The organism is Nonomuraea sp. ATR24 (assembly GCF_041950485.1).
GTDB lineage: Bacteria > Actinomycetota > Actinomycetes > Streptosporangiales > Streptosporangiaceae > Nonomuraea > Nonomuraea ceibae.
In genome coordinates this window covers 241,545-265,088 of record NZ_JBGNUU010000013.1, presented here as the reverse complement: position 1 = coordinate 265,088, position 23,544 = coordinate 241,545, and the positions used below count along the sequence as shown (strand labels likewise).

The 23,544-nt window shown below is 71.0% G+C and carries 22 protein-coding genes and 1 pseudogene; 9 read left to right on the top strand and 14 right to left on the bottom strand.

Translation table 11 applies throughout. The annotated features are described in order from the left end of the window. Positions 1–34: 34 nt before the first annotated feature. The 4 genes from ACBI99_RS29430 to ACBI99_RS29415 all read right to left on the bottom strand — a co-directional run bounded on the left by ACBI99_RS29430 (position 35) and on the right by ACBI99_RS29415 (position 5,703). Positions 35–2,998, bottom strand: a complete 2,964-nt coding sequence (locus ACBI99_RS29430; RefSeq protein ID WP_219504866.1) for a UPF0182 family protein — start codon at positions 2,996–2,998, stop codon at positions 35–37. 129 nt (positions 2,999–3,127) lie between these two features. After that, the gene (locus ACBI99_RS29425; RefSeq protein ID WP_375073981.1) at positions 3,128–4,174 is read right to left on the bottom strand and encodes a PDZ domain-containing protein; all 1,047 of its coding nucleotides are present in this window, start codon (positions 4,172–4,174) and stop codon (positions 3,128–3,130) included. 9 nt (positions 4,175–4,183) lie between these two features. Beyond that, entirely contained in the window at positions 4,184–4,609 is a 426-nt protein-coding gene (locus ACBI99_RS29420; RefSeq protein WP_219504862.1) for a molybdenum cofactor biosynthesis protein MoaE, read from the bottom strand. A gap of 20 nt (positions 4,610–4,629) precedes the next feature. After that, positions 4,630–5,703, bottom strand: coding sequence for an NAD-dependent epimerase/dehydratase family protein (locus ACBI99_RS29415; protein WP_375073994.1), 1,074 nt, complete (start codon positions 5,701–5,703; stop codon positions 4,630–4,632). A 130-nt stretch (positions 5,704–5,833) separates the two neighbouring features. Here ACBI99_RS29415 and ACBI99_RS29410 point away from each other — a divergent pair, with 130 nt between their 5' ends. The 3 genes from ACBI99_RS29410 to ACBI99_RS29400 are packed head-to-tail and all read left to right on the top strand — an operon-like array spanning position 5,834 to position 8,610. Next, positions 5,834–7,048, top strand: a complete 1,215-nt coding sequence (locus tag ACBI99_RS29410) for a zinc-dependent metalloprotease (RefSeq protein ID WP_219504923.1) — start codon at positions 5,834–5,836, stop codon at positions 7,046–7,048. Next, positions 7,045–7,593 carry an NUDIX hydrolase gene (locus tag ACBI99_RS29405; protein WP_219504860.1) on the top strand — a complete coding sequence of 183 codons (549 nt, stop codon included), beginning with the start codon at positions 7,045–7,047 and terminating at the stop codon, positions 7,591–7,593. The genes ACBI99_RS29410 and ACBI99_RS29405 overlap by 4 nt, the downstream gene beginning before the upstream one ends. A gap of 3 nt (positions 7,594–7,596) precedes the next feature. Then, a complete protein-coding gene (locus tag ACBI99_RS29400) occupies positions 7,597–8,610 on the top strand; it encodes an endonuclease/exonuclease/phosphatase family protein (RefSeq protein WP_375073980.1) in 1,014 nt (337 codons plus the stop codon). A 3-nt stretch (positions 8,611–8,613) separates the two neighbouring features. Here the strand turns inward: ACBI99_RS29400 and ACBI99_RS29395 are convergent, their stop codons facing one another. The 3 genes and pseudogenes from ACBI99_RS29395 to ACBI99_RS29385 form a co-directional block, all read right to left on the bottom strand. After that, on the bottom strand, positions 8,614–9,201 hold the full coding sequence (locus ACBI99_RS29395) for a hypothetical protein (RefSeq protein WP_246644805.1): 588 nt from the start codon (positions 9,199–9,201) through the stop codon (positions 8,614–8,616). Beyond that, the gene (locus ACBI99_RS29390; protein WP_219504858.1) at positions 9,195–9,710 is read right to left on the bottom strand and encodes a M48 family metallopeptidase; all 516 of its coding nucleotides are present in this window, start codon (positions 9,708–9,710) and stop codon (positions 9,195–9,197) included. Before ACBI99_RS29390 ends, ACBI99_RS29395 begins: the two co-directional genes overlap by 7 nt. Before the next feature lie 67 nt (positions 9,711–9,777). Next, positions 9,778–10,560: pseudogene (locus tag ACBI99_RS29385) on the bottom strand (enoyl-CoA hydratase/isomerase family protein). A gap of 244 nt (positions 10,561–10,804) precedes the next feature. On the opposite strand from ACBI99_RS29385, the gene ACBI99_RS29380 reads away from it, so the two are divergent. The 3 genes from ACBI99_RS29380 (at position 10,805) to ACBI99_RS29370 (ending at position 14,658) form a co-directional block, all read left to right on the top strand. Beyond that, entirely contained in the window at positions 10,805–12,190 is a 1,386-nt protein-coding gene (locus tag ACBI99_RS29380; RefSeq protein ID WP_375073979.1) for a ThiF family adenylyltransferase, read from the top strand. 64 nt (positions 12,191–12,254) lie between these two features. Beyond that, the gene (locus ACBI99_RS29375; protein ID WP_219504854.1) at positions 12,255–13,601 is read left to right on the top strand and encodes an AarF/ABC1/UbiB kinase family protein; all 1,347 of its coding nucleotides are present in this window, start codon (positions 12,255–12,257) and stop codon (positions 13,599–13,601) included. Between the two features lie 496 nt (positions 13,602–14,097). Beyond that, the gene (locus tag ACBI99_RS29370; protein ID WP_375073978.1) at positions 14,098–14,658 is read left to right on the top strand and encodes a chloramphenicol phosphotransferase CPT family protein; all 561 of its coding nucleotides are present in this window, start codon (positions 14,098–14,100) and stop codon (positions 14,656–14,658) included. A 282-nt stretch (positions 14,659–14,940) separates the two neighbouring features. Here ACBI99_RS29370 and ACBI99_RS29365 read toward each other — a convergent pair whose 3' ends face one another. After that, entirely contained in the window at positions 14,941–15,933 is a 993-nt protein-coding gene (locus ACBI99_RS29365) for an alpha/beta hydrolase (protein ID WP_375073977.1), read from the bottom strand. A 319-nt stretch (positions 15,934–16,252) separates the two neighbouring features. Here ACBI99_RS29365 and ACBI99_RS29360 point away from each other — a divergent pair, with 319 nt between their 5' ends. After that, positions 16,253–16,828: a hypothetical protein gene (locus tag ACBI99_RS29360; protein ID WP_219504848.1), complete on the top strand. Its 576-nt coding sequence runs from the start codon at positions 16,253–16,255 to the stop codon at positions 16,826–16,828. A gap of 174 nt (positions 16,829–17,002) precedes the next feature. Here ACBI99_RS29360 and ACBI99_RS29355 read toward each other — a convergent pair whose 3' ends face one another. The 5 genes from ACBI99_RS29355 to ACBI99_RS29335 form a co-directional block, all read right to left on the bottom strand. Then, positions 17,003–17,197 (bottom strand): hypothetical protein, encoded by a 195-nt coding sequence (locus tag ACBI99_RS29355; protein ID WP_219504847.1) that lies wholly within the window; start codon positions 17,195–17,197, stop codon positions 17,003–17,005. Between the two features lie 38 nt (positions 17,198–17,235). Further along, positions 17,236–17,505, bottom strand: a complete 270-nt coding sequence (locus ACBI99_RS29350; protein ID WP_049571282.1) for a WhiB family transcriptional regulator — start codon at positions 17,503–17,505, stop codon at positions 17,236–17,238. Between the two features lie 131 nt (positions 17,506–17,636). After that, positions 17,637–17,903 carry a hypothetical protein gene (locus ACBI99_RS29345; protein ID WP_219504845.1) on the bottom strand — a complete coding sequence of 89 codons (267 nt, stop codon included), beginning with the start codon at positions 17,901–17,903 and terminating at the stop codon, positions 17,637–17,639. 110 nt (positions 17,904–18,013) lie between these two features. After that, entirely contained in the window at positions 18,014–18,883 is an 870-nt protein-coding gene (locus ACBI99_RS29340) for an acyl-CoA thioesterase II (RefSeq protein ID WP_219504843.1), read from the bottom strand. Positions 18,884–18,946: 63 nt separating this feature from the next. Beyond that, entirely contained in the window at positions 18,947–20,992 is a 2,046-nt protein-coding gene (locus ACBI99_RS29335; RefSeq protein WP_375073993.1) for an ATP-dependent DNA helicase UvrD2, read from the bottom strand. A gap of 153 nt (positions 20,993–21,145) precedes the next feature. On the opposite strand from ACBI99_RS29335, the gene ACBI99_RS29330 reads away from it, so the two are divergent. Then, entirely contained in the window at positions 21,146–22,042 is an 897-nt protein-coding gene (locus ACBI99_RS29330; RefSeq protein WP_357589994.1) for an alpha/beta hydrolase, read from the top strand. Between the two features lie 69 nt (positions 22,043–22,111). Next, a complete protein-coding gene (locus ACBI99_RS29325) occupies positions 22,112–22,360 on the top strand; it encodes a mycoredoxin (protein ID WP_246644793.1) in 249 nt (82 codons plus the stop codon). A 64-nt stretch (positions 22,361–22,424) separates the two neighbouring features. On the opposite strand, the gene nudC is transcribed toward ACBI99_RS29325, so the two are convergent. After that, complete coding sequence (nudC, locus tag ACBI99_RS29320; RefSeq protein ID WP_246644788.1) at positions 22,425–23,399, bottom strand: NAD(+) diphosphatase; 975 nt, start codon at positions 23,397–23,399, stop codon at positions 22,425–22,427. Positions 23,400–23,544: the final 145 nt, after the last annotated feature.

Below are 23,544 nucleotides of genomic sequence, written 5' to 3'. Positions count from 1 at the left end.
ATCCCTGACACGGGGCTTACGCAAACTGACTGACCTACGTCCCCCCGGTGGCCGTCGCCGTGGGTGAAGCCGTGGGCGAACCGGTCGGCGTGGCCGGGGGTGAGCCGGTGGGCGTGGCCGACGGTGACGCCGTGGGCGAGGCCGTGGGTGAGGCGTTCGGCGCCGGCTGGGCGCCGAGCGACTTCAGCTTCTCCAGCGCCGCGTCGAGCCGCTCCTGGGCCTTGCCGTACGCGTCCCAGTCGGGCGGGCTGGCCTGCAGGGCCTTCTGGGCGTCTTCGTAGGCCGTCTGGGCCTCGGAGATGGCCGTCGCCAGAGCAGTGGTCTGGGCCGGCTGCTGCTGCTGGTTCTCATCGGCGGGCTTGTTTTCGGTGGTTTCCTGCTGTTCGCCGCCGAAGACCTCGGCCAGGCCCTCCTCCAGCGTGCGGCCGACGCCGATCTTGCTGCCGAACGAGACCAGGACGCGCTGCAGGATCGGGTACGGCTCCTGGCCACCGCCCGCGGCGACCTGGACGTACACGGGCTCGATGTAGACCAGCCCGCCCGCGTACGGCAGCGTCAGCAGGTTGCCGTAGCGGACCGACGAGGCGCCGACGCCGAGCAGGTTGAGCTCACCCGCGAAGCGGCTCTGGAAGGCGTTCTGCGCCTGGCCGGGGCCGGGGATCGGGGCGTTGGACGGCATCCGCAGGACGCGGAGCTGGCCGTAGTTGGGGCCGTCGGTGGAGTCGACCGCCATGAAGGCGGCCAGGTTGGGCCCCTGTCTCGGGACGAACGTGGTCGTCAGCGAGAACGTCGGCTGGCCGCCCGGCATCGTGGCCGTCAGGTAGTAGGGCGGCTGCTTGATGTTGCGGTCGCCCTGCGACGGGTCGTTGGGGACGTTCCAGAAGTCCTGGCCGCTGTAGAAGGCCGCGGCGTCGGTGATGTGGTAGCGCGACAGGGTGTAGCGCTGCACCTTGAACAGGTCTTCGGGGTAGCGGACGTGCGCCCTGAGGTCGGCGGACATCCGCTCCTTGGGCTGGATGACGCCGGGGAACGCGTTGCTCCACGTCTTCAGCACCGGGTCGTCAGGCTCCCAGGCGTACAGCGTGACCGTGCCGTCGTAGGCGTCGACCGTGGCCTTGACGGAGTTGCGCATGTAGTTGACCTGGTCCTGCGGCTGCTGGGCGATGACGCGCGAGCGGTCGGTGGCCGTGTCGCGGGTCATCTCGCCGAGGCTCTCGCTCTGCGAGTAGGGGTAGGCGTTGGACGTGGTGTAGGCGTCGACGATCCACGTGACCCGCCCGTCGACGATCGCCGGGTAGGGGTTGGAGTCGAGCGTCAGGAACGGGGCGACCTTCTGGATCCTGGCGCGCGGGTTGCGCTCGTACAGGATCTTGGAGTTGTCGTTGATGTCGCCCGACAGCAGGATGTTCACCTCGCCGTACTTGGCGGCGTAGAACAGCCGGTTGACGAACGAGCCGACGGGCACGCCGCCCTTGCCGGTGTAGGTGGTGTTCGCCTGGCCGGTGCCGCCCGTCTCCGGGTAGTCGAGCTCCTGCGGCCGCTGGGGGTTGCCGCCGGCGATCGCGTACTCGTTGTTGTTGGGGTGCTCGCCGAAGTAGATGCGCGATTCCTTGAGCCCGGTGGTCTGCGTCAGCGGGCCGGTGACGGGCATGTCCTTGGCGTCGTAGTCGGGCAGGCCGCCGGAGTCGACCTTGTTGCCCGGCGCGGCCACGATGCCATAGCCGTGGGTGTAGACGAGGTGCCGGTTGATCCAGTTGTTCTGGCCCTCCGGCGGGCCGCTCAGCTCGCGGACGCCGACGATGTGGTCGACGGGCTTGCCGTTGGCGTCGGGGTAGCGGTCGACGTCGAGCTGGTCGGCGAACTCGTAGAAGCCCCTGATGCGCTGGGTCTGCTCGTAGGTGTTGGACACGAGCGCGGGGTCGAGGAGCCGCACGCCCGTCACGGACGTGTCGCCGGCCTGCTGGACCTTGGCGGGGTCGGCCTCGGCGGAGTATTGCTCGACCTTCACGTCGTCGATCCCGTACGCCTGCCGCGTGGCCTCGATGTTGCGCGCGATGTAGGCGGCTTCCTTGCCCTGCTGGTTGGGCTTGACCTGGAACTGCTCGACGAGCAGCGGGTAGACGCCGCCGATCAGCACGGCCGACAGCACGAGCAGGCCGAAGGAGACGCCGGGCAGCATGCCGCCGGGGCGGAAGATGCCGGCGAAGAAGAGCGCGGCGCAGATCAGCGCGATGATCGCGAGGATGGTCTTGGCGGGCAGCACCGCGTTGACGTCGGTGTAGGAGGCGCCGTGCACGAAGCCGCGCTCGGAGAAGACCAGCTCGTAGCGGTCGATCCAGTAGGCGATGGCCTTGAGCAGCACGAACACGCCCAGCAGCACGGACAGGTGGATCCGGGCCGCGCGCGAGGCGTGCACGCCGGGCGACTGCAGCCGGAAGCCGCCGTAGAGGTAGTGCGTGATCGCCGCCAGCACGATCGAGATGATCACCGCGGCGAACAGGAAGTTCAGCACCATCCGGATGAACGCCAGGTCGAACATGAAGAACGACACGTCGATCTTGAACATCGGATCGGTCTTGCCGAACGTCTCGCCGTTGGCGAACTTCATCCAGGTCTGCCACTGCCCGGCGAAGGACGAGCCCGCGAAGAGCGCGAGCATCGCCATGCCGACGAGGAAGATCAGCTTACGGTGCGGGTCGAGCGCCATGCGGTAGCGGTCGGCCCCGCTCGCTCCGCCGAACATGGCGGGCCCGAACATCGGCTTGGTCCGGAAGGCCAGCAGCATGTTGCCGCCGACGATGCCCACCATGAGCACCGCGCCGATGACGAACAGCACGATCTCCGTCAGCAGCACGCCGGAGAACACCGGCATGAAGTCGATCGCGTTGAACCATAGATAGTCGGTATAAATCCCCGAAAAAAGGAAGAAAAGCGCCACAATCGCAACTAGTGCGATCGCGACAGGCAGAAGCAGTCGCGGTCGGCGGGGCAAGCGCATCGCCCTACCGGCTCCTGGGGTCCGGAAGCTCAAGGCCAACCCCTCGTCGTGATGAAGAAACGGTCCGTGTCTGGCAACCTACACCGCAGGGCCATCCGTACGGCTAACGCACGACCATCACAAGAAGTTTCATCCCGCGTCGCATGACGGCACTTTTCCCTTGCCGGTGCGCAGCGCGTCGAGCGCCTGCACCGCGCTGTGCAGCGTTTCGGCCTTGACCAGGCGCAGCCCGTCCGGCGCGCCCTTCACGGCCTCGGCGCAGTTGCCGGCGGGCGTCAGGAAGACGGTCGCGCCGGCCTTCCGCGCGCCGACCATCTTCTGCGCGATGCCGCCGATCGGCCCCACCTGCCCCTCGGGCGTGATGGTGCCGGTGCCGGCGATCTGCTTGCCGCCCGTCAGCTCGCCCTTGGTGAGCTTGTCCAGGATGCCGAGCGAGAACATCAGCCCGGCGCTCGGCCCGCCCACGTCGCCCACGTTGATGTCGACGTCGAACGGGAACTTGTACTCCCGCTGCATGGTCACGCCGACCCGGCTCTGCCCCTGCTCGCCCTTGGCGGTCTGGAGGGTCACGTCCAGTTGGTCGTCGCCCCTGGTCACGGTGAACGTCACCGATTCGCCGGGCTTGTGCTCGCGGACGGCCTTGCCGACCTCCTCCACGTCGACCATCGGCCTGCCGTCGACGGCGGTGATCTTGTCGCCGACCTTCAGCTTGCCGTCGGCCGGCTGTCCCTTCTGGACCGTGCGCACCGAGATCACGGTCGAGTAGGGGATCTTGAGCTCGTTGAGCGCGGCGGCGGTCGCGTTGTCCTGCGAGCTGGTCATCTCCGCCACGTTCTCCTCCTCGACCTGCTTCTGCGTGCGGTCGGGGGCGAAGATGGTCTCCTGCGGCACGACGGCGACCGACGGGTCGATCCAGCCGCGCAGCGCGGTCAGCAGGTCGATCTTGGAGTTGGGGCCGCCCTGGTAGGCGACGGTCACGAGCCTCAGCGACCCGCTGGTCGGGTAGGTCTCCCGCCCGCTGATCGTGATCACGGGCTTCTTGTCGACCTCACCCAGCGTGTTCTCCGTCGGGCCGGGGCTCAGCACGACGTACGGCACGTCCACGAACGCCCCCACGATGCCGAGCGCGAGCACCAGGAAGCCCGATACGAGCAGGGTCAGGGCGCGTCGTGACATGGATCGAGCTTATTCGCAGGCGCCGACCCACTCGGTCGACCCGTCGGCGAACACCTGATGTTTCCAGATCGGCACCTGGGACTTGAGATCGTCGATCAGCCTGCGCGCGGCCCGGAACGCCTCGTCGCGGTGCGGGCACGCCACGGCCACGATCACGGCGACGTCGCCGAGCTCCAGGTCGCCGACGCGGTGGACGGCGGCCAGCGCGGTCACCGGGAAGTCGGAGGCCACCTTCTCCGCCACCGAACGCAGTTCGCTCTCGGCGGAGGGGTGCGCGGAGTAGGAGAGCCTGGTCACGGCCTTGCCGTGATCCTCCTCGCGGACGGTGCCCACGAACAGCGAGGTGCCGCCCGCCGCGTGGTCGCCCACCGCGGCCATCACCTCGTCGACGGACAGCGCGCTGTCACGAATGGCCAGCAACCGGATGACGTCCACGAAAAGAGACTACAGAGTCTTCACCCGCGACGCTTCTTGCGCACCTGCCTGACGATCGCCGCGGTGCCGATGACCGCCACGGTGGCGCCCGCCGCCGTGAGCGTCGCCTCCTTGACGGGCAGCCGCCTGCCGACCACCGTCGTACGGTTCTCGCGCAGCTCCAGGAGCTGGGCGAAGGCCGCCTCGTTCGTCCACGCCGGCTTCCACCCCGCCTCGCGCAGCGCCGTGCAGTCGACGACCCACGGGTAGACCACGTAGTGCAGGTCGGTGGCGGGCGCCGGGGTGATGCCCAGCCGGTGCAGGCGCTGCGCGGTGCCGAACGTGAGCCCCGCCGGCAGCTCGAACCGGCGGATCCCGGACAGCTCCTCGACCTGCTCCTGCTCCAGCCAGCCGTCGGAGCCCACCGCCACCACGCCTGTGACCTGCCCGCGCGCGGCCAGCTCCAGCGCCGAGAGCAGGTCCTCGATGTGACAGAACTGCCAGCGCTGCTCGCAGCCCTTGACCGTCAGCAGCCGGGGCGACTCGAAGTGGCGGGTGATCACGGTGTCGACGCCGGGACCGACCACGGCCGCCGGCCGCACCACGGTGACCTCCAGGCCCGGATGGCTGCGCAGCGACCGGCGCACCAGCGCCTCGATCTCCAGGAAGTCACCGACCACGCCCGTGTCGGGCTCGGCCGCCACCGGCCCGTCCTCTGCCAGGGGCACCTCGTTGTCGGGCGCGGCCCCGTACACCATCGCGCTGGTGACGAGCACCACACGGCGGACGCGCGCGGCCGCGCTCGCCGTGAGCACGGTCTGGGCGGCGCGCAGGTTGTAGGCCCTGCGCTCCTTCGGGTCGGAGTCGACGGCGTAGTCACCCGCCAGGTGCACCAGGACGTCGATGTCGGAGATCCGGTTCGCCAAGAGCGGATCGCGTACGTCGATCACTCTCCAGGTGGCCTCCTGGATGTCGCCGCGTTCTTCGTCAATGGCCACCACCCTGCGGAAATCCGGGGCGGACACGAGCTTGGCGAGCAGCTCGCGGCCCAGACCGGAGGCGGCGCCGGTGACGGCTACGACGGGTTGGCGCGGGCGTTTCGAGGTAGGCACCAGGTCCTCACTTTGCACTGATCCGCCGTAGGACGACTAACGTGGCGGATGTGGACTCCTCCATCCTGCACGAGGTAGAGCGGTGACTGACCTGCCAGGTCGCGAAAACGACCCCAACGAGAACCCGTTCGCCATGTTCGGCAACCCTGAGCAGATGGCTCAGGCGATGCGCCAGTTCGCCGACATGCTGTCGGCGCCCCAGGGCTCCGGCCCTGTCAACTGGGACATGGCCAAGAACATCGCCCGGCATGCCGTGGTCGCCCAGGGCGATCCCAGCGTCATGGAAGGCGAGCGGCGCCAGATCGTCGAGGCGCTGGAGCTGGCCGACCTGTGGCTCAACGAGGCCACGACGCTGCCCAGCGGCGTGTCCAATCCGCAGGCGTGGAGCCGTTCGGAGTGGATCGAGAACACGATCCCCGTCTGGCGCAAGCTGGCCGAGCCGATCGCCGAGCGCATGGTCGAGACCATGGGCGGCGCGCTCGGCGGCTCCGGGCTGCCTCCCGAGGCCCAGCAGATGGCCGGGCCGCTCATGGGCATGCTCAAGCAGATGGGCGGCATGATGGTCGGCCAGCAGATCGGGCAGGCGCTCGGCTCGCTGGCGCGCGAGGTCATCGGCACCACCGACATCGGGCTGCCCCTGTCCGGCACCGCGGCGCTGCTGCCCGGCGGCATCGCCTCCTTCAGCGACGGGCTGGAGCACCCCGCCGAGGAGATCCGGCTCTACCTGGCTCTGCGCGAGGCCGCGCACCACCGGCTGTTCCAGCACGTGCCGTGGCTGCGCGGGCACCTGCTCGGCGCCGTCGAGGAGTACGCCAGGGGCATCACGGTCGACACCTCCGCGCTGGAGGAGCAGATCCGCGGCCTCGACATCAACAACCCCGAGGCGCTCCAGGAGGCGCTGAGCGGCGGCGCGCTGCTCAAGCCCGAGGAGACCGAGCGGCAGAAGGCCGCCCTGGCCCGGCTGGAGACGATGCTCGCCCTGGTCGAGGGCTGGGTGTCCACGGTGGTCGACCAGGCCGCCGCGGGCAAGCTGCCCTCCGCCGCCGCCCTGGCGGAGAACGTACGGCGACGCCGCGCGACCGGCGGGCCCGCCGAGCTGACCTTCGGCACGCTCGTCGGCCTGGAGCTGCGCCCGCGCAGGCTGCGTGAGGCGGCGGCGCTGTGGCAGGCGCTGGAGAGCGCCCGCGGGGTCGACGGCCGCGACGCGCTGTGGGGCCACCCCGACCTCATGCCGACGGCCGACGACCTGGCGCACCCCGAGGTGTTCGTGGCGGGCGAGACCGCCTGGGACATCTCGCAGCTCGACAGCAAGCCCGACGACGAGCAGGGCGAGGACGGCAGGAGTTGAGCCTGCACGGCGACGCGCTGGCGGTGCTCTCCTCCTGGACGGCCCCGTCCGCCGAGGAGGAGGCGCTGCGGGAGAGCTTCGTCGAGCACCTGCGGGCGCACGACGACGCGATGCTTCGGGCGTGCGCGCCCGGCCACCTGACGGCGACCACGGCGGTGCTCTCGCACGACGGCCGGCGGGTGCTGCTCACGCTCCACCCCAAGGCCGGGATGTGGCTGCCGATGGGCGGCCACTGCGAGCCGGGTGACCGCACGCTGGCCGAGGTGGCGCTGCGCGAGGCCGTGGAGGAGTCGGGCATCCCCGGCCTGGAGCTGCTGCCCGGGCCGCTGGCGCTCGACAGGCACCAGGTCTGGTGCCATCCGCCGCACAGCTGGCACCTGGACGTCGAGTACGCGGCCGTGGCCCCTGCCGGGGCGGAGGCCGTGATCAGCGACGAGTCGCTGGACCTGCGCTGGTTCCCCGTCGAGGAGATCCCCGAGCCGTCCGACGAGGCGACCCGCCGGCTGGCGGCACGCGGGCGCGCGACACTGGCCACGCTGGGCTGACCCGTGGGCGTATCGGCGGAGAGCCCGATCGGCGGCACGATCGTCACGCCTGCCCGTCCCCGGCGCCGCGGGCGTACGGGGACCACGCTCACCTGGCTGGCCGTGACGCCGTTCGCGGCGTGGGCCGTGACCCGGCTGGCCGGCCTCGAACGCGGCTCCATCCCCACCCAGCTCATGACCGCCACGCCCTACGCGGCGGCGGGCTCGCTGGTGCCGCTGCTGATCGCCGCGCTCGGACGCAGGCGGGCCGCCGCCGCGGTCGCGCTGCTCACCACCGCGGCGCTCGGGTTCAGCGTGCTGCCCCGGTGGTTCGGCACGGCGGAGGCGACGGCGGGCCGGCCGCTCCGGGTGCTGTCGGTCAACCTGCTGTTCGGCAAGGCCGACACGCGGTCGATCATGGAGCTGGTGCGCGCGTACGACGCCGACGTGCTCAACACGCAGGAGCTGACGCCGGGCGCGGTCGAGGAGCTCGACCTGGCCGGGCTCAAGGAGCTCATGCCGCACCGGGTGCTCCAGGCCGAGTGGAACGCCAGCGGGAGCGGCCTGTTCTCCAGACATCCGCTCCGGCCCCTGCCTGACGCGCTGCCGCCGCTGCCCGGGCACAACATGCCCGTGGCCGCGCTGGCGCTGCCCGGGGCCGCGCCCGTCGAGTTCTACGACGTGCATCCCGTGCCGCCGCTGGGCGCCAAGCTGGCCGACTGGCACGCGGTCTTCGACGCCCTGCCCGCCGCCTCGGCCGACACCGTGCGCATCCTGGCGGGCGACTTCAACGCCTCGCTCGACCACGCGCCGATGCGGCGGCTGCTCGCCCGCGGCTACAAGGACGCCGCCGACCAGGTGGGGGCCGGGCTGATCCCGACCTGGCCGGCGAACAGGCGGATGCCGCCGATCATCACGATCGACCACGTGCTGGTGGACGAGCGGGTCGGGGTCCGGGCGGTCAGCGTGCACGACGTGCCGGGGACCGACCATCGGGCGGTCTTCGCGGAGCTCAGCGTGCCGTACGGACCCGCGTAAGGCTCAGCGGGCGGCGAGGAGGGCGCGGGTGTTGTCCCAGCCTTCCAGGCCGGGGTCCAGGCGGGCGGCGTCGTCCGGGACGCGCAGCCGGTGCCAGCCCGGGGTGGCGGCCACCATGCGGGGGCCGGGGGCCTGCGCGCGCAGCGCCGCCACCGGGTCGGCGGCGTCGAGGTCGGGATCGGCCCAGCCCGGCGCGGGCAGCCCGCAGGCCAGCGCGACCGCGCCGCCCCGCTCGGCCGGGCACACGGTGATCCGGGCGCGGCCCAGCTCGCGGAAGAGCTTGCCCACCAGCAGCGGCGGCAGATCCGGCGCGTCGCCCGAGATCACCGCGGCCTGCTCGCCGTCGAGCCTCTTGAGGATGTCCCGCAGCGGCTCGTCCTCGCCGACCGCGATCACCTCGGTGCCCGGCCAGACGATCTCCGACAGCTCCGGCACGCTCGTCAGCAGGACCGGCGTGACCAGCTCCAGCCCGGCGACCATCTCGTACGTGTCCTCGGCCACGGCCTCCAGCCACGCCCGGCCGTCGACGCCCGGCGGCGCCGCCTCGGCCATGCGCTGACGTACCAGGACGGCGGCGAGACGGGTCAACATTCCTCCGGTGCGGAATTGGCGGCGGCGGAGAATCCTTCGAGGAACCCACGGGCCCGCTCCGCCTTGGGATACTGTTCGACGAGCGCCCAGAAACGCGGGCCGTGGCTCGGCACCATCAGATGCACCAGCTCGTGGATGATCACATAGTTGATGACCCACTCGGGCAGGCCCTTGATGCGGGTCGAGATCCGGATCGTGCCGTTCTCCGGCGTGCAGGAGCCCCACCGGTGCTGCTGGTTGTCGACCCAGCGCACGCTCGCGGGGACGGCCCGGCCGTCGAGATATTTCGCCGACAGCTCCTTGGCCCGCTCCAGCAGGGCCTCGTCGGTCGGACGTCGCCGGCGTTCCTTCGCCGCAAGCCGATCGAGCATCCGGCTCACCCATTCATCCGCGTCTTCGCCGCTCAGCCAGGCGGGCAGGAGCACGATCGTCTTGTCGCCGTCGCGGTAGGCGGAGACCGTACGCCGACGACGAGAACTGCGACGGACCTCGACTGTCTCGGGGGGCACATATGCACGTTAGCCGAGACTGGCGGAATTCCACAGAGGGCAAGCGTTGTTTTCGCTGGTCAGATGATTAAGAGCCGGTGAATTTGGGCACACGCCTTTCCCGATGCGCCGCCAGGCCCTCGATCATGTCCGCCGAGGTCATGGTCACGGGCTGGGCCAGGGACTCCCAACTGAGCGCGGCTTCCAGGTGTTGGTGATCCTGCTTGAGTGCGGCTTTGGTGAGCCTGGTGGCAATGGGGGCGTTCGCCGCGACCTGCCGGGCGATGGTCATCACTTGCGCCAGCAGATCATTTCTTGGGAAAGCTTGATTTACCAGACCTTTATCTGCGGCCTCCGTTCCGCGCAGTGTACGGCCGGTCAGCAGCATCTCCCGCGCCAGCGCCGTGCCCGCGCGATGGGGCAGAAGGTAGGTGGCGGCCATCCCCGGGTGCAGGCCCAGCGAGGTGAACGGGGCCAGCAGCTTGGCCTCGTCCGCCGCGTACACGAGATCGCACGCCAGCGCCACGCACAGCCCCGCGCCGACCGCCGCGCCGTTGACGGCGGCGATCGTCGGCACCTCCAGCTCCGTGACGGACAGCCAGGAACGGTAGAAGGCGAGCATCCTGTCACGCAGTTCGGGGACCGGCTCCACGCCGCGCTCGCCGAGTCAGGACAGGTCTCCCCCGGCGCAGAACGCCGTCCCCGCGCCCGTCACCACGACGCAGCGGACGTCACGATCGGCGGCGAGTGCAGTCATGGCGTCACGCCAGGCGGCGGTCATGCCGTCGGTCATGGCGTTGCGCACGTCGGGGCGGTTGAGGGTGACCAGCACCACGCCGTCGTCGTGGCGGTCGATCAAGAGCTCGCTCATGCGGGAGAGCGTAACCCGGGGCGGCGGGGTCGGCCGTCTGGAGATCTCCCGCGTACGCGTGGTTGTCCTCAGGAGGGTGGGCCGGGGGCGGGTTGCCTCGGGAGGTCGGGTCGGGGGCGCGGTTGCCCCAGGGGGGCGGGCCCGGTGCGGGGTTGTCCACAGGGGGTCGGGGCGGGTGCAGGGTTGTCCACAGGCGGAGGGAAAGCCGCTCGGGATCTTGGCGTGGCGTGCGAATCTTCGCGGCATGAGGCCACGAGTGAAACCCGCCCTCCTCCGCATCGACCACGACGAGCGCACCCTCCAGCTCGGCGCGCATCCCGGCCGGGCCGTCGTCCTGCGCGACCTCACCCGGCGGGTCCGCAGGTGGATCGACAGCCTCGACGGCACCCGCGACCTTGACCAGGCCCTCCGGGAGGGCGCCGCCGCGGGCGTGCCGGAGCCTGCCGCCTTCCTTGACTCGCTCACACGTACGGGGGTGCTCCACGACGCCTCGGTGACGCCGCCGTCGTTGCCGCTGGCCGAGCTCGACCGGCTGCGACTGGACCTCGACGCCCTGGACCTGGCCTCCCATGCGCCAGGCGGCGGCGTGGAGGCTCTGCGCCGCCGGCGACGAGCGCATGTCCGCGTCTACGGCGCCGGACGAGTGGGCGCCCAGGTCGTCGGCCTGCTCGCCGCGGCGGGCGTCGGCACGATCCGGGTGATCGACCCCGGCACCGCCCGGCCCCAGGACCTCACCCCCGGCGGGCTGAGCTGGGAGGAGGTGGGGAGCTCGCGCGAGGAAGGCGCCGTACGCGCCGCCCGCCGTCTCACCTGGTCAGAAGGCGGCCACGCCGACGAAGGCCCCGAGCGCCGGCCGCACCCCGCCGTCGCCACCCCGAGACGCGACAGCACCCATGCCCCCGAGCTGCGTGAAGAGCCAGAGGCGCACCGCCTCGCCGGTGGAACCGCAGGGCGCAGGGGCACGGAGGCCCGCAGCCACTCTGGTGTGGTGAAGCGGCCCGGCGCCGCTGGTGTGCCTGACCGGTCCGGCGTGCCGGGCGAGGGGGACGGCGTGCCGGGCGGGAGGGACGGCAAGCGGGCGCGCCGGGCGGGCCGGGATGCCGGGCGGCGGTACGAGCCGGGGGCCGATGTGCGGGCGGGCGGGCCGCCGTTGAGCGATCGGTCGCACCGGCCCGACCTGGTGATCCTCACCCCGGTGCGACCGCTCGACGGCGTGCTGGTCAACGAGCTGTACGAGCTGGGCCTGCCCCACCTGCTGGGCTCGGCGTTCGAGGGGCACGGGAGCGTGGGGCCGCTGGTCCTGCCCGGACAAAGCGCTTGCTTGCACTGCCTAGACTTGGCGCGTCGCGACCACGACCCCGACTGGCCGATCGTCACCGCCCGGCTCGGCGGCTATCCGCCAGGCGAGATCGCCTGCGACACCCCTCTTGCCGGCCTGGTGGCGGCGGCGGTGACCGGTCACGCCCTGGCGTATCTGGACGGCCGGGAGCCCGTTGTGACCAACGGCACAGTGCACGTCTTGCCTGATTGGCAGTGGAAAAGGCAAGCATGGGACAGGCACCCGCAATGTCGTTGTATGCGAAACAATCCATATCCGCTAACAATGGTCATGTCGGCTTCAAGCGGCTGACGTGCAGAGCTGCTAACCACGAAGGGGGGAAGTGGCATCCCTGCCAGGGATACCGCGCATCAGTGTGAGCGATCTTCCGCGTCGCGCCGTCACGCGCTCGGCGAAGCTGGCCTCCCTTCCGCTCGGGTTCGCCGGGCGTGCGGCTCTGGGGCTCGGCAAGCGCATCGGCGGCAAACCGGCCGAGATCGTCGCCGAGGAGATCCAGCAGCGCACCGCCGAGCAGATCTTCAAGGTCCTCGGCGAGCTCAAGGGCGGGGCGATGAAGCTCGGCCAGGCGCTGTCCATCTTCGAGGCTGCCCTGCCCGCCGAGATCGTCGGCCCCTACCGGGCGACCCTCACCAAGCTCCAGGACGCCGCGCCCCCGCTGCCTGCCTCGACGGTCCACAAGGTGCTCGCCCAGCAGCTCGGCGACGACTGGCGTGACCACTTCCTCTCCTTCGACGACCAGCCCACCGCCGCCGCCTCGATCGGCCAGGTGCACCGGGCCGTGTGGCACGACGGGCGCGAGGCCGCCGTCAAGATCCAGTACCCGGGCGCGGGCAAGGCCCTGCTGGGCGACTTCGCCCAGCTCGCCCGCCTCGGCAAGCTGTTCGGCGCGCTGCTGCCCGGCCTCGACATCAAGGCGGTGCTGGCCGAGCTGCGCGAGCGCATCGCCGAAGAGCTCGACTACCTGCGCGAGGCCGAGGCGCAGCACGCCTTCGCCCTGGAGTTCCACAACGACCCCGACTTCCACGTCCCCGACGTGATCGCCGCCAACGAGATGGTCCTGGTCACCGAGTGGATGGACGGCACCCCGCTGTCCCGCATCATCACCGGCGGCACCCAGGAGGAGCGCGACCGGGCGGGCCTGCTGTTCGTCCGCTTCCTCTTCTGCTCTCCCGCCCGTGTAGGCATGCTGCACGCCGACCCCCACCCGGGCAACTTCCGCATGCTCCCCAACGGCAAGCTGGGCATCCTCGACTTCGGCGCCGTCAACCGCATGCCCGACGGCTACCCCATGGTGTTCGGCCAGCTCACCCGCATCTTCAACCAGGGCGACATGGCCACCGTGGTCCAGGGGCTGCGCGATGAGGGCTTCATCCGGCCCGGCATCGAGGTCGACCACGACGCCCTGCGCGCCTTCCTGTCGCCCTACGTCGAGCCGACGGCCGTGGAGGAGTTCACGTTCAGCCGGGAGTGGCTGCAGGACCAGTTCGCCAGCGTCACCGACCTGCGTCCCACCAACGTGGTGCGCCAGCTCAACCTGCCGGTCTCGTACGTGCTCATCCACCGGGTGCACGCGGCGGGCGTGGGCGTCCTCTGCCAGCTCGGCGCCACGGCCCGCTTCCGCGACGAGGTCGTCCGCTGGGTCCCGGGCTTCACCGACGACGACACGGACACGGACGACAAGGAAGCCCTCGTCACCACCTGACCTGGACAGTTCGGCCCGTCCTGGTGCGGCGGTGGTGCGTTCACCTGCGGCGGCGCTCGGGCGCTCGCCTGCCACCCAACCCCGAGCGTCCCGCCCGTCCTGACGCGGCGGGGTGACGCCTTCAGCGGCGGCGCTCCGGCACTTGCGGCAGCGCTTGAGCAGGGGGCGGCGCTCGGGCACTCGCGTTGCCACCCAACCCGAGCGTCCGGCCCGTCCCGGCGCGGCGGGGTGATGCCTTCAGCGGCGGCGCCCGGGCACTTGCGGCAGCGCTTGAGCGGGGGGCGGCGCTCGGGCGGGGGAGGCCGCGTGACATGAGGCTGCCCCTGGTGGGGCGGCGGTGCTGGAGTGCGCGGGATCAGGGCGATGCCTTGCGTGGGGGTTGGCGATAAATCGTTCGTATGTGTGACGGCTTGCGTGCTTGCATGGTGGTGCGGGGGTCTGGGTGCTTGGTGGAGTGGCGTCGTCTGGGGGTGAGGGCGTGGAGGAGCCTCGGCCGGTGGAGCGGGGGGCTGGGCGCATCATCATGCTCAACGGCGCGTCCAGCTCGGGAAAGACGACGCTCGCCAGGATGGTGCGGCGGGCCATGGACGAGCCGTTCCTGTACGTGTCGTCCGATCAGCTGGTGGCGGCCGGGATGTTGCCGGAGCGGCGGGAGCCGGAGGGGCCGTTCGCGTGGTGGGAGGAGATGCGGCCGAGGTTCTTCAAGGGCTTCCATCGGTGCCTGCCAGCCCTGGCCGGAGCCGGGAACGACCTGATCGTGGAGCATGTCATCGAGTTCGCGGCCTGGCGCAGGGAGCTGGCGGAGTTGCTGGGCGGGTTCGATGTGTTCCTGGTGGGGGTGCACTGTTCGCTCGACGAGATCGATCGGCGGGAGCTGGCCCGTGGGGATCGGCAGGTCGGGGAGGAGCGGTCGCATGTCGAGCAGGACGGCATTCACGGGTTCGGGCCCTATGACTTCGAGGTCGACACCACGGGTGGGGTGGATGCTGCCATGGCCGAGGCGGTGATCGCCGCGTGGCGCGGCCGGGGGCGGCGGCGAGCGCTCACGCACGGCTGAGGGCCGCGAGGCGGGGGCCCCGCGGCCACGTCGGCAACGGACCGCCCGATGATGGCGGGCGGTCAGCGGCCCCCGCCCCTTGAGCCGTAGGCCGGTCAGTGGCGGGCCGGTCGCCGGTGGTGGACCATTCAGTGGCGGGCCAGTCGGTGGCGGACCAGTCGGTGGCGGACCAGCCGGTGGCGGACCAGCCGGTGGCGGGCCAGCCGGTGGCGGACCAGTTGGAGGAGACCTCCGGGGTGCGTGTGCTGGTCGCCGCCGAGCCCTTTGTCGGCGGCGGGGTGGTCAGTGGGGGGTGGCTACTTCGCCTGATGGGTGGAGGGCGGTGCGGAGGGTGGTGGTGGCTAGGTCCAGGGCCGTCTGGTTGGCGTGCGTGTCGCGGAGCAGGTCGATCATGGCGAAGTCGTGGATGATGCCGCCGAGGCGTACGGCGGTGACCTCGACGCCGGCCTCGCGGAGCTTGGCCGCGTAGGCTTCGCCCTCGTCGCGCAGGACGTCGGCTTCGCCGGTGAGCACCAGGGCGGGCGGGAGGTCGCGGAGCTGGTCGGGGGTGGCGCGCAGGGGTGAGGCGTGGATCTCGGCGCGCTGGGCGGGGTCGGTCGTGTACTGGTCCCAGAACCACTTCATGCCGTCGCGGTTGAGGAAGTAGCCGGTGGCGAACTGCTGGTAGGACTCGGTGTCGAAGTTCGCGTCGGTGACCGGGTACCACAGCACCTGGGCGCGCAGGTGCACGTCGCCGCGTTCCTTGGCCATGATCGCCAGCACGGCCGACATGTTGCCGCCGACCGAGTCGCCGGCGACGGCCATGCGGGAGGCGTCGAGGTCCTTCTCCTTGCCGTGTTCCATGACCCAGCGGGCGGCGGCGTAGTTCTGTTCGATCTGGGTGGGGTATTTGGCCTCGGGCGCGCGGTCGTACTCGGGGAAGACGACGGCGGCGTTGACGCGGGTGGCGAGCTCGCGGACGAGCCGGTCGTGGGTGCGGGCGGAGCCGAACACCCAGCCCGCGCCGTGGATGTAGAAGATCACGGGGAGCGTGCCGGTGCTGCCTCTGGGCTTGACGATGCGCACGGGGACGACGCCGGTGGGGCCGCCCTGGATCTGGATCCATTCCTCGTCGATGTCGGGGCGCGGCACGGCGGGGTCGGACTGGAGCTTCTCCAGGATCTCCCGCCCCTGCTCCGGCGGCAGCTCGTAGATGAACGGCGGCTTGGCGTTGGCGTCGGCGAAGTCCTGGGCGGCCTTCTCCAACACCACGCGCCTGCTGATGGTGCTGGTCATGGTGCTCTCCTCGTGACGGGTCGACGGCTGCGGGCAGCGTCGCGCACGGCACGGGTCCCCGGCCGGCGCTGGTTCGGGCGGGGGGACCGAGCGGTGACCTACCCCGATATGCGGCGGTTCCAACGCTGGGCGGGACGGCCGTGGGAGTCCTTTCGGGGTGCTTACGGAGGGGCGCGAGCTCTCGGCCCGGGCGCTGCGGGCGCGGATGATGGCGGGCAGTCCCCCAGTCCTCCCGCTCTCCCGGGAGCTCTCCCGGGAGCTCTCCCGGGAACTCCCCAGGGAGCTCTCCAAGGAACTCTCCAGGAAAGGGTGAAAGATCGTGCTTCTGTTTCGTACGAGTGCCGCCGCCGGGTTCGTCTGCGCGGCGCTGCTGGTCGTGAACGTGCTGCGGCGGGGCGGCGTCCTGCCGGAGAACGCCGTCACGCACGCCATCGCGCCGTTCGCCGCGCTGACCGGGCTGTTCGCGATCACCGGGCTCTATCTGCTCATCCGTGACGCGGCGGGCGGGCTCGGGCTGGCCGGCTACCTGCTCAACGCGGCGGGGCTGGCCGGGGCCTTCGCCATCGAGTACACGCTGCACTTCGTCTTCCCGGGACTGGGCGGCGCCACGGTGATGGGGCTGCTCGCGGGCGGGACGGGCATGGCGTTCCTGGTCACGTCGGCGGTGCTGGTGGCCGGGGTGCTGGTGTTCGCGGCGGCCGCGGTCAGGAGCGGGACGCTGCCGTACGCGGCGGTGGGGCTGTATGCCGTGGGGATGGTTCCGGGCTCGCTGCGCAACCTCGTGCCGGAGCCCGTCTACCTGGGCGGGCTGGTCGTGGCGGCGGCGGGTGTCGTGTGGATGGCCGCCCGGCTGTGGAGCGCCGCCGAGGAGCCGCGGCCCGTACCGGCCCGATGATCCCGGAGAACCGTGCCGGCCCGTTGACCTGGGAGAAACCGTACCGGCCCGCTGAGATCCGGAGGGCCGGGAGGCCGGAAAGCCGGAAAGCCGCCCCGGGCGGGTGCCCGGGGCGGCTGATGGGTCGGGGGAGGGATCCCGGGAGATCCTGCGCCGGCGGCAGGACCTCCCGGATCAGCCCTCCAGGCTCAGGGCGCGCAGAAGGCGTTCGTTCGCCTTCCGGACCCCGCGCCGCGCCCGCTGTACTCGGCTGATGCGGGCGGCGAGGCGGTACTCGCGCGCCTCGCGGTGAAGGGTTTGTATTCGGTCGTTGACCAGTTCTTGGTAAAGATACGGCGCGGTCAGGTCGGTCGTCGGGAAGGTGTTCATCTCTGTCTTCTTTCTGTGTGAAGCGGACGTGCGGAAGGTCAGGCAGCGACCGGGTGCTTGCGCGGACGGCCGCGCGGACGCTTGCGAGGAACGACGGTCCCGCGGAGGATCAGCTCCCCGCCCCAGACGCCCCAGGGCTCCTCGCGCTCCAGCGCGCGGGCCAGGCAGGCCTTCTGGATCGGGCAGCCACCGCAGAGCGCCTTGGCGAACTCGACGTCGTCCGGCGACTCGGCGAACCACAGGTCAGGGTCGGTACGACAGGGGATCTCGGCTTCGTCGATCAGGTCCATGATCGTCTTCGCCCCCATCTGGTTTCTCCTTTTGATCGGGCTGTTTGCTCTGGTTCGGGCACCTCGTGGGTGTTGGGGGGATCACGGACAAACAAAGAGGCCGCGGATCCTGTGTGCGGATCCGCGGCCTGGGGGCTGCTATGTGCCGGTCAGGTTATGACCGGCGCATCCCTCCAGGGTTGCGGACCGCGCACTCCACCCTTGGTGTTCGGCTGGGTCGGCACTTCGGCGCCTGCGATGCGGACAGGAGCGCTCATGGCGGCGGCGCCCGAGTGGGCGTGCGCGTAGAAAGCCATCTCCTGGCGGCGGGCAGACTTCGGCTGCCGCAGCTTGGCCGGCCCATCGGCGAGCCTGACCGCGTCACGGCATGCGGAAGCGAGCCACTGCGTGGCCGGCATCATGTTGCTGCTGATCACTGGGACTCACCTCCGTCTGAAGATCGTCGAGCTGATTGCCCGACTCGCTTGACCATGACCCTAAACCGGTAGCCCAGGACTGGGCAACTTATTTTCTACCTGCGATTTTGTTACTTTGTCACGCGGATCATGGCCTCCTGCACCACGGACACCACGAGTTCGCCGGAGGCGGTGAACATCTCGCCACGGGCGAGCCCGCGGGCCCCTCCCGACCAGGGCGACTCCTGGGCGTACAGCAGCCAGTCGTCGGCCCGGAACGGCCGGTGGAACCACATGGCGTGGTCGAGCGAGGCGCCCATGACGTTGGAGGCGCCCCAGGCCATGCCGTGGGCCAGCAGGATCGTGTCGACGAGCGTGAAGTCGGAGGCGTAGGCGGCCAGCACGACGTGCAGCAGCGGGTCGTCGGGCAGGTCGGCGTCGTAGCGGAACCACACGTTGGTCGTGGCGCTGCGCAGCTCCGGGTTCTCGTACGCCTCCCACGTGAGCGGCGAGGCGTAGCGGGCGTCGACGGGACGCGGGCGCGACAGCCACTCGCGCAGCTCGTGGTGCTCGCCGACCAGCTCGACCATCCGGTCCTGGAACGTGGGCAGCGTCGCCGGGTCGGGCACCACCGGCATGACGGACGCCTGGTGCTCCACGCCCTCCTCGAACAGGTGGAACGAGGCTGACATCGAGAAGATCGCCTTGCCGTGCTGGATGGCCAGCACCCGGCGGGTGGTGAACGACCTGCCGTCGCGGACCCGTTCGACGTTGTAGACGATCGGCACCGAGGGGTCGCCGGGCCGGATGAAGTAGGCGTGCAGCGAGTGCACGTTGCGGTCGGCGGGCACCGTGCGGCCGGCCGCGACCAGCGCCTGCGCGGCGACCTGCCCGCCGAAGACGCGCTGGATGCGCTCCTCGGGGCTGCGGCCCCGGAACATGTCCAGCTCGATCTGCTCCAGGTCGAGCAGGTCGAGGAGCTCCTTCAGCGCCTCGTTCACCTATCCCCCTCGGGTATGACCAGGTATATGGTCGCACGCCCGTTGCGGAGGCGGCAGCACAGCCTACGCGACGGCCGAGCGGCACAGGTCAAGGACCGCCTCCCCGTAGCGGTCGACCTTGACGCGGCCGATGCCGGTGATCGACAGCAGCTCCGCCTCGCTGGTGGGCACCCGTTCGGCGATCGCCTGGAGCGTCACGTCCGTGAAGACCACGTACGGGGGGATCTTCGCCTTCTTGGCGGTCGCGGTGCGCCACGCCTTGAGGCTCTCCAGCAGGCCCTCGTCGTAGTCGGCCGGGCAGGTCGCGCACCGGCCCAGCTTCTGCTCGGCCGCCGCGCTCAGCGTCTTGGCGCAGATCCGGCAGCTCACCGGCGCGGCGACGGCCCGGCGTTCGCGGGCGGGCGTGGCCGCCGGGCGGGACGCGGCGGCGGAACGGCCGGTGAGCCCGTCGAGGAACCGCGACGGGCGGCGGCCCTTGCGGCCCCCCGGGGCGCGTGCCAGCGCCCAGGAGATCGTCAGGTGCTCGCGCGCCCGCGTGATGCCCACGTAGAGCAGGCGGCGCTCCTCCTCGATCTGCTCGGGCGTCTCGGCGTAGATGATCGGCATCATCCCGTCGGTCACCCCGACCAGGAAGACCGCGTCCCACTCCAGGCCCTTGGCGGCATGCAGGGAGGCCAGCGTGACGCCCTCGACGGGCGGCGCGTGCTGCTCGGAGGCGCGGCGCTCCAGCTCGGCCACGAACGCGGGCAGGTCGGCGCCCTCGGCCGCCATGTCCTCCGCCAGGTCGGCCAGAGCCTTGAGCGACTCCCACTTCTCGCGCGCCTTGCCGCCGCCGGGCGGCGACGGGGTCAGGCCGATGCCGGTGAGGATCTGGTGGACCTCCGAGGCCAGCGGCTCGTGCGCGGCCGACCGGGCCGCGCCGCGCAGCAGCACGACCGCCTGGCGCACCTCGGGGCGCTCGAAGAAGCGCTCGGCGCCGCGCAGCACGTACGGGATCTCGGCCTTCGACAGCGCCTCCTCGTAGGACTCCGACTGGGAGTTCGTACGGAACAGGACGGCGATCTCGCGGGACGGGACGCCCCGGTCGAGGAGTTTCCTGATGGCGCGGGCGACCCCGGCGGCCTCGGCGGGCTCGTCGTCGTAGTCGGCGAACACCGGGCGGGGGCCGTCGGGGCGCTGGGCGACCAGCTCCAGGCGGTGCGGCGAGCGGCCCTTGGCGATCACCAGGTTGGCCAGGTCGACGACCTGCGGCGTGGAGCGGTAGTCGCGGACCAGCTTGATGACGGCCGCGCCGGGATGCTCGACGGCGAAGCCGGTCAGGTAGCGGGGGCTGGCGCCGGTGAAGGAGTAGATGGTCTGGTTGGGGTCGCCGACCACGCACACGTCGTCGCGCCCGCCGAGCCAGGTGTCGAGCAGGAGCTTCTGCAGCGGGTTGACGTCCTGATACTCGTCGACGACGAAGTAGCGGTATTGCTGGCGGATCTGGCTCGCGACCTCCTGGTGCTCGGTCATCACCGCGGCGGTGAGCTCCAGGATGGTCTCGAAGTCGACCAGGTGGCGCTCGCGCCGGATCCGCTCGTACGCCTCGTACAGCCTGGCCACCTCGTCGGCGGGCACCGGCGGGGTGCGGTTGTGCTTGGCGGCGGCGGCCACGTAGTCGTCGGGGCCGATCTGGGTGACCTTGGCCCATTCGACCTCGGCGGCGATGTCGCGCAGCTCTGAGCGGTCCGGATTTTTCCGGATCTGGCGGCAGGCTTCCACGAGCACCGGCAGCTTCGACTCGATCACCGACGGCGCCTCGCCGCCGATCACCCTCGGCCAGAAGTACGTCAGCTGCCGCAGCGCCGCCGCGTGGAACGTGCGCGCCTGCACCCCCGGCGCGCCCAGCGCCCGCAACCGCTGCCGCAGCTCCCCCGCCGCCCGTGTGGTGAACGTCACGGCCAGCACGCTGCGCGCGTCGACCACCCCCGACCGCACCGCGTGGGCGATGCGATGGGTGATCGCCCTGGTCTTGCCGGTGCCCGCGCCCGCCAGCACGCACACGGGCCCACGCAGGGTCTCCGCCACCTCCCGCTGCTCCGGATCGAGCCCGGCCAGCACGTCATCCACGCCGTTCACCCCACCATCCTCCCAGCAGGTGGCGCTCCGGGCGCCATTCTGGCAGCATGCGGCAGTCAATCGTTTCAATGTCGCTGAGATGCAAAGAAGTGGTCTCTTCCATCACAATGGGGCCGACCTGAGCATGGGAGAGAAGGGCAGGCTGTGCGAACCGCGGTTTCCCTGAGCGCTGTCGCGCTCGCTTTAGTCGCGCTGACTCCCGTGGCCGCGCACGCGTCGGGTGACCCCGCACCGGGGCCGACCACGATCACCGACCCCGACGGCATCGGCGGCCTTTCCAGCGAGACGATCGCGTACGGCAGGCATCGCCACCAGCAGATGGACGTGTGGTGGACCCCCGACGGGATGAAGCGGCCGGGGATCTTCCTGATCCACGGCGGCTGGTGGTCCAGCGGCGACAAACGGCAGATGACGGCCATCACCCGCGAGTACGCCGACCGCGGCTACACCGTCTTCAACCTCAACTACCGGCTCTCCACCGAAGCGGCCTGGCCCGCGCAGCGCACCGACGCGCTCGCCGCCATCGCCAAGGCCAAGAAGCACGCCGAGCGCTGGGCGCTCGACCCCGACAACTACGTCGTGGTCGGCTTCTCGGCCGGCGGCCACATCGCCGCCTCGGTCGGCACCTACGGCAACGGGATGACGGGGCTCAAGGGCGTCGTCGGGCTGTCGCCGATCATCTCGCCGCTGCGCGCGTTCAAGGACGGCGAGAAGTCGCTCGACCCCTACAAGCGCAAGCTGCGCTCGGCCGCCGTCCAGCTCGCCGGCGGCTGCGCCCCCAAGGGCAAGTGCTCGCGTGTGTGGGCCAGCATGGAGGTCGCCTGGCACGCCAGCGCCAAGGACGCGCCGATGCTGACCGTCCACTCGCAGGACGAGTTCGTGCCGCCGGTGCAGAGCCAGCTGCTCAAGCAGATGCTCGGCAAGGCCGGGGTGGCCGTCACGACCTGGAGCGTGCCGGGCATCGCCCACAGCAGCGCCCTCTACCGCACCCCCGGCGTGGCCGAGCGCGTCCACGAGTGGATCACCTCGCACGTCGGGTAGGGATTAACCGGGGCACCGGGGTTGTTGCACGGAGCGCCTGTTTCCTTGACCTTGGAGGGAATCGCTGACATGGCGCTCACGGTCTACAGCACCACCTGGTGCGGCCCCTGCAAGCGGCTGAAGTCCCAGCTGGCCCGCGAGGGCATCGCTTACGCCGAGATCGACATCGAACGTGACCCGGAGGCGGCCGCGTTCGTGATGAGCGTCAACGACGGCAACCAGACGGTGCCGACTGTCGTCATCGACACCCCGAAGGGGCGTGTCGTGCGCACCAACCCGTCGGCCCGCGAGGTCAAGGACCTCCTGGGCGTCTCCTGACACACCTGACACACCACGAGCCCCCGGACCACTGGCCGGGGGCTCGAACGGGTTTTACGATACGTCACCAATCTCCGGTGAGGGGTTCGCCGTACCAGGTTTCGATGAGGCGGCGGGCGATGGAGACCGGGGGCGGGAGGCGTACGTCGCCCTTTTCGATGGCCTTGGCCAGGTCGGCGCGGGAGAACCAGTGGGCCTCGGCGATCTCCTCGGGGTCGAGGGTGAGCTCCGTGGTGAGGGCGTCGGCGAAGAAGCCGAGCATGAGGCTGCGCGGGAACGGCCAGGGCTGGCTGCCGAGGTAGCGGGGCCGGGTGACGGTGACGCCGACCTCTTCGGCGACCTCGCGGGCGACGGCCGCCTCCAGGGACTCGCCGGGCTCGACGAAGCCGGCGAGGATCGACAGGCGGCCTTCGGGCCACTGGGGGCCGCGGGCGAGCAGGCAGCGGTCGTCGGCGTCGCGGACGAGCATGATGACGGCCGGGTCGACGCGGGGGAAGTGCTGGCTGGAGTCGTGCGGGCAGACGCGGATGTGGCCGCCTGCCTGGACGGCGGTGCGGGTGCCGCAGCGGGGGCAGAACTCGTGGGTGGCGTGCCAGGCCTCCAGGGCGACGGCGTAGACGAGCAGGCCGGCGTCGCGGTCGCCGAGCAGGCCGCCGGCCTGGCGCAGGCCGGCCGGGACGGGCTGGCCGTCGGGGGTGTCGCGCAGGCTCATGGGGACGGTGACGCGGCCGTTGACGTCGCCGGCGGGCGTGCCGGGCAGCGGCGCGGCGACGGCGAAGTAGGCGACGTCGCCCTCGACGCCGAGCAGGTAGCGCTCGCCGTCGGGGGCGTCGGCGGTGGGGTAGAGGACGGCGTGGACCTCGTCGCCGTCGCGGCGGACGAGCGTGTGGCCGTTGTCGATGATCAGCACCCGGGTCGAGGGGTCGGCCCAGGCACGTTCCAACCAGGCGCGGTCGGCTCTGAGCGCCGCCGATCTGTCGATGGTGCCGCGTGCGAGGAGCAGCGGTCCGATGAGTTGGTCTTCCGCCCTCGTATCCAAGGCCCCACCCTTCCCAAATCCCATGTCATCCTATGACCTCAGGGTTAGCCGCCGATTACGGTTTCCCTGCAGCGGTGGGATCTTGGAGGGGCTAGGATCTTTCGGGTTAGGTTAGCCTTACCTGATCATCCGGGGGTGCCTTCGC